This is a genomic window from Phenylobacterium sp., from assembly GCF_044371015.1.
GTDB lineage: Bacteria > Pseudomonadota > Alphaproteobacteria > Caulobacterales > Caulobacteraceae > Phenylobacterium.
In genome coordinates, this window is the sequence record NZ_JBILUK010000080.1 from 1 (window position 1) to 12,874 (window position 12,874).

Here is a 12,874-nt window from a genome sequence, read left to right on the forward strand (position 1 = left end):
TCCATCTGCAGGAGTGTTACAAACATCAGATCTCCTCCCGCGCCAGCCCCCGCCCGGCGGCGCGGAGGCCAAGCAGCCCGGCTATGAGCCATGCCAACAAGATGGCGACGTCGGGCAGCCAGGCGCCGGCCTTGGCTGTCCACGGCGGCGGGCGATAGGCGAAAGTCGGAATCTTAGCCCAGAGTGAGGGATCGGCTTTGTAGTCGAATCCCTCGGCCCCAGCCTTGGCGGTCATGTCGGCGTTCAACTGCGCCACCGTCGTGCGACGATGCGCCTCAGCCTGGGCGGCGAAGTCACGCTGATGGGCCGCGTCGGTCCCCGCAAGGCCCGCCGAGAGGTTCTGAAGGGCGACGAGCGGCGAGACGAGCGCCGCAGCACGTATGATCCAGCGCTGTCTGTCTTCGGTAGCGTGCAACTCGCCGTAGCGGCGGTCAAACACCTGCTCGCCGTGCTTCTCGCTGGCGTCGAGCGAGATGCCGGCGAAGCTAACCGGAAGATCCTCAAGCCGCGAGACACCGTACTGGCGCAGAACCCGCGCCTCGAGCGCCTTCTCGCGCTCTTCCGCGCCGTCCCGCAGGTCAGCGCTCACCTGCTCCCAGAAGCTGCGGGCGCTCGGCGTCGGCGCGAGCGCGTCGGCGGCTGCCGCGGCCAGGCGCGGCGCCAACGGCACGGCGACCATCCAGAGGCCAACGAGCACCAGCATGGCTCGGTCGACCGAGCGCGTGCGGATTGAGACCACTGTGGCCAGCAGCACGACGACCGCAAGATAGACGGCGTAGGCCACGCCCCACAGGCCCAAGCGCTGGATCTCGTCGCCCGTCAGCGGCGACCGCGCCAGCAGCACGGCGCCCGCGCCCACGACCAGGAGAGGGGCCACCACGATCGCCGCCAGCAGGCCGAGGGCGGTGGCTTTGGCCGCCGCTACGTGCTCGGCCCGCACGCCGGACGCCAGCATGAGCTTTAGCGTGCCGCGCTCCCGCTCGCGCGCGACCAGGCCCACGGCGAGCACCGCGACCAGCAGTGGCGCGAGCGTCTGCAGCAACCAGGCGAGGCTGAAGGTCCCGAGGTCGAGGGTGGCCACGCGGTCCTCCGCGGCGCGCGCCGCGGCGGGATCCTGTGCGTGGGCTTCCATCCAGATAGCCGAGCCGGCGTAGGGCGTAACCCCCGGGTCCAACAGGGTCAGCGCGCCCAAGGGCCGGAAGGCCCAGGCCGAGAATTGCGCCGCGCCGTGCGGATTGCGCGCGCCCTGATTCAGCCAGGTGCGGCGGTCCTGCGCCTCGGCGACAGCGCGGTCGCGTTCGTAGGTGACCACGTGTTGCCGCGCCAGAGCGATGGCGGCGATGGCCAGGAGGCCGACCAGGATCGCGGCGATCAGCAGGCGGCGGTCGCGGACGAACTCCAGCGCATCCTTTCGGACGATGGCGGCGGTCAGAGTCATGCGGCGCGCTCCGCCATGTGGCGGAGGTAGATCACCTCCAGCTCTTTGGCGCTCAGCGTGCGTGGATCCAGCCACTCGAGCAGGCGACCGTGGCGCATAATGCCGATGCGGGTCGCGATCTCGACAGCGCGAAAGATGTCGTGGGTGGAAACCAGCAGCGCCAGGCCGCGGCTGGCCACGCCGCGCAGCACCTCGACCAGGTCGTTGGCCGACGCCGGGTCCAGGCCCGACAGCGGCTCGTCAAGCAGGATGGCCTCCACGTCCTTGGCGAGGGCGATGGCCAGACCGAGTTTCTGTCGCATGCCCTTGGAATAGGCCCCGACATGTCGATCAACGGCGTCCATCGGAAAGGCCAGGGACTGGAGGATCTCATCACGCCGCGCTTTGGTCAGCGGCGGCTGGCCCGAAAGCGCGTGGAAGAACGCCAAGTTCTCGGCGCCCGTGAGCGAGGGGTAGAGGCTCACCACTTCGGCCACATATCCGAGCCGCGCCCGGGCGGCCGCCGGATCGGCCGCCACATCCAGCCCCGCGACGCAGGTCGAGCCGGCGGTAGGCTTCAGGAAGCCCAGCAACAGGTTGATCGTCGTGGTCTTGCCGGCCCCGTTGGCGCCCAGGAGGCAGACGATCTCGCCGCGGGAGACCTGGAGATCGAGACCGTCGAGCGCCGCGACGTCGCTGAACCGCTTGGTCAGCCCGGAAGCCTCCAGGACAGCTTGCATTATCGGTTCGCCCTTCATGTTATGATATAACGAACATTCACCCTATAATCCTCTATCTGGGTCAAGTCCGGATCGGTCGTCGCGGCCCGTCTCTCAACTCAGAAGTCTACAGCGAGGGCGACGCTCGCCACGCGGCCCGCAATTTGGTCGTAAGCGCCCGCGCCACGCAGGTCCCAACCGTAAAAGTTGAAGAGATTGGTGACCCGCAGACGCAGCGAAGCGTCGCGGTCCGCAACCTCGAACCGATAGCGGGCGCCGAGGTCCACGAGCGTGCGCGCCGGCAGGAAGACGCTGTTGCTGCGCGTCGCGGGGCGCCGGCTGAGATGCGTCACCCCCGCGTCGAGCGAAAGCGCATCCAGGCGCGCCGGGCGCCAGTCGAGGTTCAGCTGTAGAGTCCGTTCCGGCTGGCCCACCGGGCGGGGGCCGACTCTGCCGAGGGTCACGCCCTCGCCTGTGACACGCGGCCGCATGAAAGCGCCGCCGGCCACGATGTCGAGCTGATGAGTCAGCTTGCCCGCCAGCGAGGCCTCGATGCCCTGATGCGCCACGTCTCCCAACAGAGTGAACACCTGCCGCTCGTCGAGGTTGAAGTACGGCTTGCGGACGTCGAACACGCCGGCCACCACTTTCAGTCCTGGTGCCACCGTTCATCGCACGCCCGCGTCCCGCTGGCGGGTGCGGATCGCCGGGAGGGCTTCGTTGCGGTTGGCGGCGTTCTCGGGCGCCACGCCGGACTCTTCGAGGCCGCGCGTATAGCCAGCGTAGATCGCGAACTGCTCACTTAGATAGGCCGCGCCCGCCAGACTGTAGAGCCAGGTCGAGGCTTTCGACCTAACGCGGGGCAGCCCAGGCTGGTCGATGGTCTTGCGATAATCGGTCCTCTGCAGGCCGAGGCTGATCTCGCCCAGTCCCTGCCAGCGGCCTTCATAGGCGAGGCCGCCCGTCCATTGCCGCACTTCATCGAAGATCTGCGGTCCGAAGTCGAACGGCCCCTCTACCGGGGCCACCGGGTCGCCCACCACCGTCGGGCCGAGGTTGAGGATGTCGGAACCGCCGTAGCGCTCGCGCCGGTCGCGGCCGCGAAGGCTAAGATGAACCACATGCAGACGCGGTCCGTCCGTGAACTGGCGACTGACCCGCACCTCGCCGCTGGTTGAGGCGATTTTCGACGGCGGATCGACGATGAAGACCTGGTCTGCTCGACCGTCGGGCTGCAGGTTGAGCAGCAGGTTGGTGGCGGTGCGACGGTCGTCGAACGCCGTTCGGAAGATACCCGTGCGCATCTGCCAGTTCGGCGCCGGACTAGCCTCGGCCTGCACACCGTAGAGGTGGGCTGTGCTCCGGTACTTGGGCTCCTGCGGACCCTCGAAAACCCGCCGAGACCTCCGGGTTGGCAGATAGGCGCCTCCGGGGACGTAGGTCGGTCCGAACTCGTCATCGTAGATGTCCGAGCGGCTCCAGAACGGCTTGATCTCGACTCCCGGCGCCGGACGCCAGTTCGCGAGCAGCCCTTCTACGTGCTGGACCCCCTCGATGGCGTTGTAGAAGGCGTTGCGGTTGAGGCTGAAGCCGCCTGCGACACTCAACGTCTCCCCCAGCGCGGTCTCCCCGTCGATCTCGAGCGCCGCCGTGCCGTAGGTGTCGACCGTCGCATAGGCCGATAGGCCCGCCGCCGCGCCAGGACGCTTCAACGCATGGTCGACCACGCCGGTGGGCGCCGGGAACGGATAGCCTTGCGCCGAGAGGCCCACACGGATGGACGTCGAAAGGCGGATTCGCGGATTCGGGTTCCAGACCGGATCGAAGTACAGGCCATCGATGCGCGCGTTTCCGGCCGCGAAGGCTGAGAAACCCCGAACGGAAGAGGACGTGTAGAGCCCGATGGTCTCGCGGCCGACGCTGTTGCCGAAGGCATCGTCCGCGCTGGTGACGGCGTTTTCGGTGACACGCTGCGCCAGAGCGGCGGTGTTTGCCGCGCCCGCCGCCGCCAGACCCAGCGCCCCGGCCAGCCAGGGACGTCGCGGCCTTCCAGACCCCCCGATCCGTTGTAACTCCAAGCGCAGCATGTGTTGGAGCGCCTCTATTGTCCGCTCAGAGCGCATCGCGCCCGGCCCTGCTCGAGGGAAGTCGGCTCAGGTCCAGAAGGCCTGCCTGCAGGTCGACTAGCAGGACGCACAGTTGATCGCGCGCCGACGGCGCCAGTTCATGATGTGGGCGCTCGCAAGTGTGAGGCTGCCGGCCACCGTGAGCGGACGTTCCCAGCCGCCAGGGTCCAGCGCGCCGATGGCGAGGAGGGCGACGCCCGCCGCCGCCATGAGACGCAACCACGGCGGTGCGCCTCCGCGAGCCGGCCGCAGAAAGACTAGCGCGGCGATGGGCGCCGCCAATGCGACAAGAAGCACGTGCACCCATTCGGCGCCCGTCCAGCCTCCCAAGACCGGCAGCAGCGCAGCGACCAAGGGTAAGGCCAGGCAATGGGCCAGGCAGAGGCCGGATAGGCCAATCGCCGATCCGTTGAGGACGCGGGCGGTTAAACCGGCTCTCACGTTTCAGCCTCCAGACCCTCGCCATAGAAGGGCCACGATCGGATGTGCGCCGGCGCCTCGGGGTCGCAGCAGTCGCAGCCCTGAGCCAGTCCCAGCAGAATCGACTGGAGGCGTTCCGGCGTCGGGCGCGGATCGAGGCGTTCGGGCGCGGCCATCAGGCCGTCTCCAACTGGCGGCCCCAGGCTGGGAACGGGTCGGGCAGCTTCGCCCAGGCTTTCACCCCGCGTTGAACTTCCGCCGGCGTGAGCAAGGCCGCGTCGAGCATGGCGGTGAGGGCGGCCTCGTCCATGTCCTTGCCGATCAGCACCAGCTCCTGGCGGCGGTCGCCATGCGGTTGGCGCCATACACCCGCCAAGGCCGCCCGCGAGTCATGGTCCTGAGGCCGGCGCTCCGGCGGGATCGCCGCCCACCAGTAGCCGCCCCACTCGTGCTCTACGACGGCGCCGGCCTGGCTCCAGGTCCCAACCTGGTTCATCCGGGTCGCCAGCCAGAAGAAGCCCTTGGAGCGCCAGACCCCGGGCCAGGCGCGGTTGAACACCGCCATCAGCCGTTCAGGATGAAACGGCCGCCTCGCGCGATAGACAAAGCTCCCGACGCCATATTCCTCAGTCTCGGGCGTCTTCCCGAACTCCAGCGCCTGGCGCCATCCGGCCGCGCTCTGCGCCTTGAGCATATCGAAGAGGCCGGTCTCGAGGATCTGGTCCAAAGGCGCCATGCCACGCTCGGCGCGCACGATCCGGGCGCCGGGATTGAGGACACGACAGATGCCTTCGACCTCCGCCAGCACCTCCGGCGTCACGAGATCGACCTTGTTCAGCACGATGACATCCGCGAACTCGATCTGGTCAACCAGCAGATTCACCACCGTTCTCCCGTCCGCCTCGCCGAGGCTTTCGCCGCGATCGGCCAGGAACTCGCGGCTTGCGTAGTCGCGGTGGAAGTTGAACGCGTCCACCACCGTCACCAGGGTGTCGAGACGCGCCACGTCGCGCAGCGAGGCGCCCGACTCCTCGATGAAGTCGAAGGTCGCCGCCACCGGCATGGGCTCGGAGATGCCCGTGGATTCGATGAGCAGGTAGTCGAACCGCCCCTCGGCCGCGAGCCGCCGGACTTCCGCCAGCAGGTCCTCGCGCAGGGTGCAGCAGATGCACCCGTTGCTCATCTCAACCAGCCGTTCTTCGGTCCGCGACAGGTCCGCGCCGCCGCCCCGCACGAGCGCGGCGTCCACATTGACCTCGCTCATGTCGTTGACGATGACCGCCACCCGCTTGCCCTCGCGGTTGCGCAGTACGTGGTTGAGCAGTGTGGTCTTGCCAGCCCCCAGGAAGCCGGAAAGCACGGTCACGGGCAACAGAGCCATCGCGGAGATCTCCTGTTGGTTGTTAACCAATAACATGACTGGACGTCCCGATAGATGCAACGTTATATCGTTACAGAACTGTAGTCCGAGCTGCTTGGAGCCCCGTCTTGCCCGACCCCGCCCCACCCTCTCCGACGTCGCTAGCGCAGGCCGTGGCGAAGGTTCACGCCGAGGACGTCGCGCAGGCCCGCGACCTGCTGCTCGCCGGCGTTCAGGCGGCCGACGCCCGCTGGGTGCCACGCAACGCTACCGTGGAGGCCCTTCTGACCCTTGCGCACGAGCTGGCTATGCCCTGCCGGGCGCGCCGCAACGACGCCTGATCCACTCCAGCTTCAGGACACCCCATGCTTTCCAACCAGACGTTCGCCGTCCGACCGCTTCCGACCATCGTCTTTGCGCGCGGCGCCGCCCTTGCTTTGGCCGAACAGACGAAGGCGCTCGGGCTCGACGCCGTCCTCGTCGTTACTGACCGCGGGCTTGCGGCGACCGGCATTGTCGATGCGGTGGCCTCCGCACTAACCGCCGCCGGCGTGAGGGTCGAGACTTTCGATGGCGTGGAGGCCAATCCCACGGATCGCAATGTCGAGTCTGGCGCGGCGCAGTTGGCCGCTATGGGTCGCGCTGGGGTCGTCGCACTGGGCGGCGGCTCGTCGATGGACTGCGGCAAGGCGATCGCGCTGCTGGCGCAGAACGGCGGTGTCCTCGCCGAACTGGCTGCGCGGTCCCCTCAGGCGCCGGGCGCGCCAGTGATCGCGGTGCCGACGACGGCGGGGACCGGCTCGGAGACCAACAGCGCCTGCGTGATCACGAACACAGCTCTGGGCCGCAAGACATATGTGATGCATCCCAGCATCACGCCGGCCTTCGCGATCCTCGATCCGGACCTGACTCTCGGACTGCCGGCCTATCCTACCGCCACTTGCGGTTTCGACGTTCTGACCCACGCCGTGGAAGCTTTCGTCGCCGCCCGGGCCACGCCCTATTCCGACGCCGTGGCTCTTGAAGCGATCCGCCTCGTCGCCGGCAATCTGCGCCGGGTGGTCGAGACGGGGTCGGACGCTGAGGCCCGCGCGCAAATGCTGCTCGCGTCGTGCATGGCCGCCATCGCCTTCAATGTCGCGGGCTTGGGGTCGGCTCACGGCACGGGCCATTCGCTGTCCGCCCGCCTGAACGCCGCCCATGGGCAGACGCTGGCGACAATGCTGCCCCACGTCATGGCCTACAACCTGCCGGTTCGCGACGAGAAATACGCCGAGATCGGACGCATCCTGGCCCCGGATCGGCCGACAACCGGCGGCAACGCCATCGACGCCGTCGTTGCCCTTCGCCGCGACATCGGAATCGAACGATCGATCCGCGACCTGGGCGCCGACGACGCGTTGCTTCCGATTCTGGTCGAGGACGCCACGGCCGACTTCGTTAACCGCGGCAATCCGCGGCCGGTGGACCCCGCGGCGTTAGAAGCCCTCTATCGCGCAGCCTGGTGAGGAATGGCGTTCGATGATCCAGGCCGACGGGTCGTCGAGGGAACCGACCCTGACGTCTTCGCCGCGATCATTGAGCCGGAGGTCGGCGCGGCGGTCTGGACAAGGCCCAGCCCGATCCAGGATCGCGAGTTCCCGGCGTGGGCGCGGCCCGCCAAGGATGAGTTCACGGCCCTGCCACCCTGGCTCAGCGCGGATATGATCGTCCTTCGAGACCAGCTGACGCATCTTGGCCTCGGCCACGCGTGGCGTTTCACCCTCGAGACCGTCACCACGCGCGCCTGCCCGCGGTTTCACCAGGACGCGCTCAAACTCCGGCTGATCACGGCCTATCGTGGTCCAGGAGTCGAACTGGCCACAGCCGATGACCCGGACACCGTGCTGCGCATTCCGACCGGATCCGCAGTCCTGCTCAAGGGTTCGCGCTGGCCAGGCGTCCCCAAGCTCCTCCATAGGTCGCCCCCCGCGCGCCGGTCGCGGCCCCGGTGGCTGTTGGTCATGGATCTGGTGGACTGACGCAGCGACCGCGTCGGCGCCTCACGCCTAGCAGGTCTTGCAGCGGCCGTGCGCTTCGACCGTCAGGCTGGCCGCCTGGAACGCGCTCTGGGCGGCGATGGCGCTCAGCAATTCACCGGTCGGCGCCTCGATTTCTTCCACGGCGCCACAGCAGTCGCAGATCAGGAAGGACGCCACATGACCGTCGTCCTCGCCATGGCACGCGACGTAAGCGTTGATGCTGGGGATCCGATGGGCAAGTCGCAATTCCACGAGCGCGTCGAGCGCGCGGTAGACAGTCGGCGGCGCCGTGGCTGCATCGGCCTTGAAGTTGGCGATCAGATCGTAGGCCTTGACCGGACCATCGGCTTCGAGAAGCAGTTCCAGCGCCCTTTGCCGCAGTGGCGTCCAGCGCAGGCCCGCCGCTTCGCTACGTTCACGCCCCTTCGCGAACGCCGCGGTCAGGGCGGCGCGACTTGGGCGCGCCGTAGGTCGATGATGACAGGGTGCGGGCTTGGCGGCTGACGCGGTCACGAGGCAAGTCTACCGATCATTCGACGCCCCAGGAAGCCGCGCCTTTGAGACAGGGCGGCGAAAACCTCGACGTCGGTGTGAGAGGGCGGCCTCAGAGCTTGATCGGCTATCTTCACGTCAACTGCGTCGGCTTATTGAGCGCCGGGCGCCGTCAGCCTCAACCTCTTCAAGGAACGGCGCTCAGCGGCTCCGGCCGAGTGGAAATCGCTTTTGCGGTCGCGCCACCGCAGGCTGGGAGAGGTGCGCCCAAATTGGAGATGATTTCGTCAGCGACTGACTGAAGGTCTCCACCTGACAGTCCCATTGGCGTCGTCATGATCGCCTGACCACGCTTCGGACGGGCGGCCCAGGCCCTAGGACAGCCTCCACGGCATCGAGCGGAGTCCGAGCTCCCAGATCGGTGCTGGCAGTCGAGCCGCAACCCGTCTCCAGAAAACTCAACCAATGTTTGTCCACGACTGATGGCGGTGGTGACAGTCGGAAGGCAGAAAGTCTCCCGCCATAGCCTGATCCGTCGTGGCTGCAGCGACGCTGCAATGGTCAGATTGGGGCCGCCATCGGTATCCGTCCGCCATGCGGTCGGGCCTCGTCATGGGTTGTATTGCGCGAGCGCTTTGAGCCGACGCCGGCTGGACGCGCCGCATTCACCCCGGCACGGCCACGAACTTTCGCGCTGGAGGATGGCTGGTCATGTCGTGGTCGTGGCCGGTCAGCCGGTCCACCAGCGCCCGAAGCTTATCGAGGTGATCCTCAAGCAAGCCGCGCGGGGTCGTGTCGTGCTCGTTGCAAAGATACGCCGCCGCGGCGACCGCCACGCCATGCTGAGCGCCATTGCCCATGAGCTTGACGGAGGAACCGGCGACGTGGGTGACGCTGATGTGTTTTCCGGCCATCAGCAGGTTGTCGAGGTTGGCCGAGTAAAGGCAACGGAACGGAATTCCGTAGGACTCCTGATCCCGCATATCGAAAATCCAGTCCTTGAGACGGAAGTCGTACTTCCCCTCCCCCGGGCGCCACGCGCAGTGGATACAGAATGAGCCGTCGTTGGCGATCAGCATGTCGTTGAAGCGGGTGTGGTTGCGGATGTCATTCTCTGTGAGAACGTAGTCGCCGCGATAGCGCCGATACTCCCCCTGCCCCGGGACGAAGGCCATCCACTCGAACTCAAGGTTGGCGTAGGCCTCGGGATCCAGGCGTTTGACGTTGGAGAACGTCCCGTAGAGCGCCCGCATCAGGTGATCCCGCACCAACTCGCCTGAGGTGTAGGGATCTAGCCACTGGCCGTACTCCCAATAGTGAGTGGCCGGAAACTGCATCATCCAGGCCTGGCTTGGGTCGACGCTGAATTGAAAGGTGGCGTTGTCCGGGTTCGCCGAGGGGCCCGGGCCATTCTCGAGCCCCGGTTTCACCAGTTGCCCACTCAAGTTGGCGTAGTCCTTGGACACCTCAGTCGCCCAGGGCACGTCTGGAAATGGGACCGGCTGCTCCGCCATCCGGGTACGGAAGAACAACGTGTTGCCGTGATGCATGTTGTCGGCGACCTCGGGCGCGTAAGGCTCATCAAACTCCGAACGCGCCTCCCGTCCGAACATGGTTTCGGCGCCGGTCAGCACACCCAGAATTGCGGCGCCGCTCGCGTCGATGAACGTGCGGCCTCGGAACCGGCGCTCGAGCCCGCCTCGGGCCTGTACGGCGTCGACCGATGTGATGCGGTCGCCATCTTTCGCGGCCGCGATGATGCGGTGCTCTAGAAAAACAGCGGTGGTGGGCTCGGCCTCGAGGAGGGCGAGCGCCATGAGGTCGCCATCGGGCGTGCGCTGCGAAAGCTCCCTGAGCACAGAGCCCTGAGCCCCTCGAGGCATCAGTCCGATTTCCTTGCTTGCATTGCCGCCCAGCACCGGCCGGTCATGTATCAGGGCCACACGCTGGCCCAATCGAGCGGCGGTCAGGGCCGCTGCGCATCCGGATACGCCGCCGCCGACCACGACAACGTCGAACTCGCCCGCATCGAGCGGGACCTCCGGAAGGCCGCGAAGGCGCTTGCGCCACGCCCGGCTCGCTTCGTCGACGGCGTTGGGCGGCGGGGTGTCATCCACGCCAAAGAAGATCGCATCACAACGTCCTTCGAACCCGGTGAGATCATGCAAGGCGAGCCGGACCTCTCCCTTGGGCAGCGCGATGCGCCCTGCGGTCTGCCACGACCAGGCTGGCCCGTTGGCCCCGAATTCAACGTCGAGCCGCGCGCCGTTGATTGAGAGATGAAAGCGCCCGGGCGCGTGGGGCGGGGCCCAATCCTTGGTCCGCACCCAGACCCGGTAGTCGCCCTGGTCCGGAGCCGTGACAGTGGTTGTCGCGTCAGCCACTGGCTTTCCAAGACCATGGGCCAGCAGATACGGCGAGCCCATCTGCGTTTCGAACTGCGAGTCGAGCACCCATCCGCCGTAGGAGTCGAAGTCCTCGGCCTCGACGAGCAAGCCAAGACTGGCGGTGGGCGGGCTGGTGTTCATCGCTTTCGTCCCAAATGGCCTCGGCCGAGCGGCGCGCGTCACGACGCCCGCAATAGCCATCCGGCGAGTCGGTCGGCGGTGCGCGCCGGATGTTCCAGATGCAGGAAGTGTCCGGCGTCGGGCCAGACGTCCAGCGTGACACCGCCTGCGAAGAGGGCCGGCGGCATGGCGGCCCGGAAGACCTCTGGTGTGACACAGCCATCCCGCGCGCCAGAGATCCCCAGGACCGGAACCCGGATCGGCGTCGCACCCAGGGCGGCCGTCTCGGCGGCCGCGGGGTGTGCGGGGTCGAAGGCGACCCGATAGTAGCCAAGGGCCGCCGTCAGGACTCCCGGCGTTCGAAAGACGGTCCGCATCGCCGACAAGGCCGATGCGTGGAGCGACCAATCCGGGGACCAGCGCCGCCAGAGATGTTCGAGGAACGCGAAATCATTCGCCGCCGCGACGCCGTCGGCCAGGGCGCCCGTCTGGAACAGAAAGACATACCAGGAGCGCTCGAGCTGGGCGAAGTCACTGCCGACGACAGCCGCGAATCCCGCCGGGTGGGGAACCGCAAGGGCGGTCAAGGACGCGACCCGCTCGGGCGCGCGGGCCGCGGCGAGGTGGCAAATGCTCGAGCCCCAATCATGTCCGATCAAGTGCGCGCGGGGTTCGTTCAGCGCCTGGATCCAACCGATGACATCTGAACTGAGCGCGGCGGCGCTGTAGTCGCCATCCGGAGGTTGTGATGAGGTCTCATAGCCTCGCGATGTGACGGCGACTGCGCGAAATCCCGCCTGGGCCAGGGCCGGAACAAGGTGAGCCCAGGTGGCGGGCGTGTCCGGAAATCCGTGCAGGCAAAGCACCAACGGCCCCTGGCCCATCTCCCAGGCTGTGAAGGTCAGGTCGTTGGCCGTAAGTGAAATCTGCCTGGCGCCTGGAATCATCGGCTCAGTTCCAGGGCTCGATCAGGATCTTGGCGTGCCGCTCAGGATCGGAGAGGTCCGCGAAGGCTTGAGTGACACCCGCCAATCCGACTTTTCCGGTGATCAGCGGCCGCCAGTTGATGCGGTCGTCGCGGATGAGCGCCAGGGCTTCAGAAAACTCTTCTCCGGAATAGTAGATCACGAACCGAACCAGCAGCTCTTTGGTGATGGCCACTATCGGCACCAGACTCTCGTCGCCGGCGGCGATGCCGGTGACCACGATCTGGCTGTTGGCCGGAGCCTCGAGCACCACCCTGTGCAGCATGCCCCGGGCGCCCGTGTTCTCGAAGATTACCAACGGCGCCCCGGGCGACCGGGCCGCCGCGCGGGCGATCACGCTGTCGCTTGCGGGATCGACCACCTCGTCGGCCCCCATGACGCCTGCCAGCTCACGGCGCCGCGGCGAAAGATCGGATGCGACGATGTGACGGAAGCCGCGCGCCTTCAGCACGGCCGCCAGGGCTAGGCCGATCGGGCCGCAGCCCACCAGGACGATGGTCTCGTCACCGGAAAGCGCGGCCTTGTTGACCGCATGGACGGCGATTCCGACCGGCTCCACCAGAGCTGCGGCCTCGTCAGGCGTCTCATCCGGCACGGGCAACAACAGCGCCTCGGTCAGTTCCATGAACTCGGCGTAGGCGCCGAGAGTCTCTGGGCTGGTTCCCACCAGCACCGGCGCGCCGCCTCGCATCACGAAGGGCATCGACACCACGCGGGTTCCTAGCGGGAGCGCGCGCTGCGTCTCGGGGCCGAAATCGACGACTTCGCAGACAAACTCGTGGCCCAGCACCGGGCCGGCCGCCAGATTCTGCTCCATGGCCTCGGT

General features: G+C 67.3%; 14 protein-coding genes. 3 read left to right on the forward strand and 11 right to left on the reverse strand.

Annotated elements, in window-relative coordinates; translation table 11 throughout:
- Positions 1-25: 25 nt before the first annotated feature.
- From ACIQ3R_RS08725 to zigA, 7 genes are all read right to left on the reverse strand, one after another.
- On the reverse strand, positions 26-1,438 hold the full coding sequence (locus ACIQ3R_RS08725; RefSeq protein WP_397417420.1) for a DUF3526 domain-containing protein: 1,413 nt from the start codon (positions 1,436-1,438) through the stop codon (positions 26-28).
- Positions 1,435-2,157, reverse strand: a complete 723-nt coding sequence (locus tag ACIQ3R_RS08730; protein WP_397417422.1) for an ABC transporter ATP-binding protein — start codon at positions 2,155-2,157, stop codon at positions 1,435-1,437. Before ACIQ3R_RS08730 ends, ACIQ3R_RS08725 begins: the two co-directional genes overlap by 4 nt.
- 98 nt (positions 2,158-2,255) lie before the next feature.
- Entirely contained in the window at positions 2,256-2,780 is a 525-nt protein-coding gene (locus tag ACIQ3R_RS08735; protein WP_397417424.1) for a TonB-dependent receptor domain-containing protein, read from the reverse strand.
- Positions 2,781-2,804: 24 nt separating this feature from the next.
- Positions 2,805-4,223 carry a hypothetical protein gene (locus tag ACIQ3R_RS08740; protein WP_397417426.1) on the reverse strand — a complete coding sequence of 473 codons (1,419 nt, stop codon included), beginning with the start codon at positions 4,221-4,223 and terminating at the stop codon, positions 2,805-2,807.
- Positions 4,224-4,319: 96 nt separating this feature from the next.
- Positions 4,320-4,703 (reverse strand): MerC domain-containing protein, encoded by a 384-nt coding sequence (locus ACIQ3R_RS08745; protein ID WP_397417428.1) that lies wholly within the window; start codon positions 4,701-4,703, stop codon positions 4,320-4,322.
- Complete coding sequence (locus ACIQ3R_RS08750) at positions 4,700-4,858, reverse strand: hypothetical protein (protein WP_397417430.1); 159 nt, start codon at positions 4,856-4,858, stop codon at positions 4,700-4,702. Before ACIQ3R_RS08750 ends, ACIQ3R_RS08745 begins: the two co-directional genes overlap by 4 nt.
- Positions 4,858-6,063 (reverse strand): zinc metallochaperone GTPase ZigA, encoded by a 1,206-nt coding sequence (gene zigA / locus ACIQ3R_RS08755; RefSeq protein WP_397417432.1) that lies wholly within the window; start codon positions 6,061-6,063, stop codon positions 4,858-4,860. Before zigA ends, ACIQ3R_RS08750 begins: the two co-directional genes overlap by 1 nt.
- A 152-nt stretch (positions 6,064-6,215) precedes the next feature.
- Between zigA and ACIQ3R_RS08760 the strand changes: the two genes are divergently transcribed.
- From ACIQ3R_RS08760 to ACIQ3R_RS08770, 3 genes are read left to right on the forward strand one after another with little or no spacing between them, the layout of a single operon-like run.
- The gene (locus ACIQ3R_RS08760; RefSeq protein ID WP_397417434.1) at positions 6,216-6,383 is read left to right on the forward strand and encodes a hypothetical protein; all 168 of its coding nucleotides are present in this window, start codon (positions 6,216-6,218) and stop codon (positions 6,381-6,383) included.
- A 24-nt stretch (positions 6,384-6,407) separates the two neighbouring features.
- Positions 6,408-7,550, forward strand: coding sequence for an iron-containing alcohol dehydrogenase family protein (locus ACIQ3R_RS08765; protein ID WP_397417437.1), 1,143 nt, complete (start codon positions 6,408-6,410; stop codon positions 7,548-7,550).
- A 3-nt stretch (positions 7,551-7,553) separates the two neighbouring features.
- Positions 7,554-8,063, forward strand: a complete 510-nt coding sequence (locus tag ACIQ3R_RS08770; protein WP_397417438.1) for a DUF1826 domain-containing protein — start codon at positions 7,554-7,556, stop codon at positions 8,061-8,063.
- 27 nt (positions 8,064-8,090) lie between these two features.
- On the opposite strand, the gene ACIQ3R_RS08775 is transcribed toward ACIQ3R_RS08770, so the two are convergent.
- From ACIQ3R_RS08775 to ACIQ3R_RS08790, 4 genes are all read right to left on the reverse strand, one after another.
- Positions 8,091-8,576, reverse strand: a complete 486-nt coding sequence (locus tag ACIQ3R_RS08775) for a Fur family transcriptional regulator (protein WP_397417440.1) — start codon at positions 8,574-8,576, stop codon at positions 8,091-8,093.
- Between the two features lie 644 nt (positions 8,577-9,220).
- Positions 9,221-11,083 carry an FAD-dependent oxidoreductase gene (locus ACIQ3R_RS08780; RefSeq protein WP_397417442.1) on the reverse strand — a complete coding sequence of 621 codons (1,863 nt, stop codon included), beginning with the start codon at positions 11,081-11,083 and terminating at the stop codon, positions 9,221-9,223.
- A gap of 38 nt (positions 11,084-11,121) precedes the next feature.
- A complete protein-coding gene (locus tag ACIQ3R_RS08785; protein WP_397417444.1) occupies positions 11,122-12,009 on the reverse strand; it encodes an alpha/beta fold hydrolase in 888 nt (295 codons plus the stop codon).
- A gap of 4 nt (positions 12,010-12,013) precedes the next feature.
- A partial coding sequence (locus ACIQ3R_RS08790; RefSeq protein ID WP_397417446.1) for a zinc-binding dehydrogenase occupies positions 12,014-12,874 on the reverse strand: 861 nt, incomplete at its 5' end.

Excerpts from the sequence above, each read along its gene's own strand:
- ACIQ3R_RS08725 (WP_397417420.1), bottom strand. The coding sequence starts at position 1,438 with ATGACTCTGACCGCCGCCATCGTCCGAAAGGATGCGCTGGAGTTCGTC.
- ACIQ3R_RS08730 (WP_397417422.1), bottom strand. The coding sequence starts at position 2,157 with ATGCAAGCTGTCCTGGAGGCTTCCGGGCTGACCAAGCGGTTCAGCGAC.
- ACIQ3R_RS08740 (WP_397417426.1), bottom strand. The coding sequence starts at position 4,223 with ATGCTGCGCTTGGAGTTACAACGGATCGGGGGGTCTGGAAGGCCGCGA.
- ACIQ3R_RS08750 (WP_397417430.1), bottom strand. The coding sequence starts at position 4,858 with ATGGCCGCGCCCGAACGCCTCGATCCGCGCCCGACGCCGGAACGCCTC.
- zigA (WP_397417432.1), bottom strand. The coding sequence starts at position 6,063 with ATGGCTCTGTTGCCCGTGACCGTGCTTTCCGGCTTCCTGGGGGCTGGC.
- ACIQ3R_RS08765 (WP_397417437.1), top strand. The coding sequence starts at position 6,408 with ATGCTTTCCAACCAGACGTTCGCCGTCCGACCGCTTCCGACCATCGTC.
- ACIQ3R_RS08770 (WP_397417438.1), top strand. The coding sequence starts at position 7,554 with ATGGCGTTCGATGATCCAGGCCGACGGGTCGTCGAGGGAACCGACCCT.
- ACIQ3R_RS08780 (WP_397417442.1), bottom strand. The coding sequence starts at position 11,083 with ATGAACACCAGCCCGCCCACCGCCAGTCTTGGCTTGCTCGTCGAGGCC.
- ACIQ3R_RS08785 (WP_397417444.1), bottom strand. The coding sequence starts at position 12,009 with ATGATTCCAGGCGCCAGGCAGATTTCACTTACGGCCAACGACCTGACC.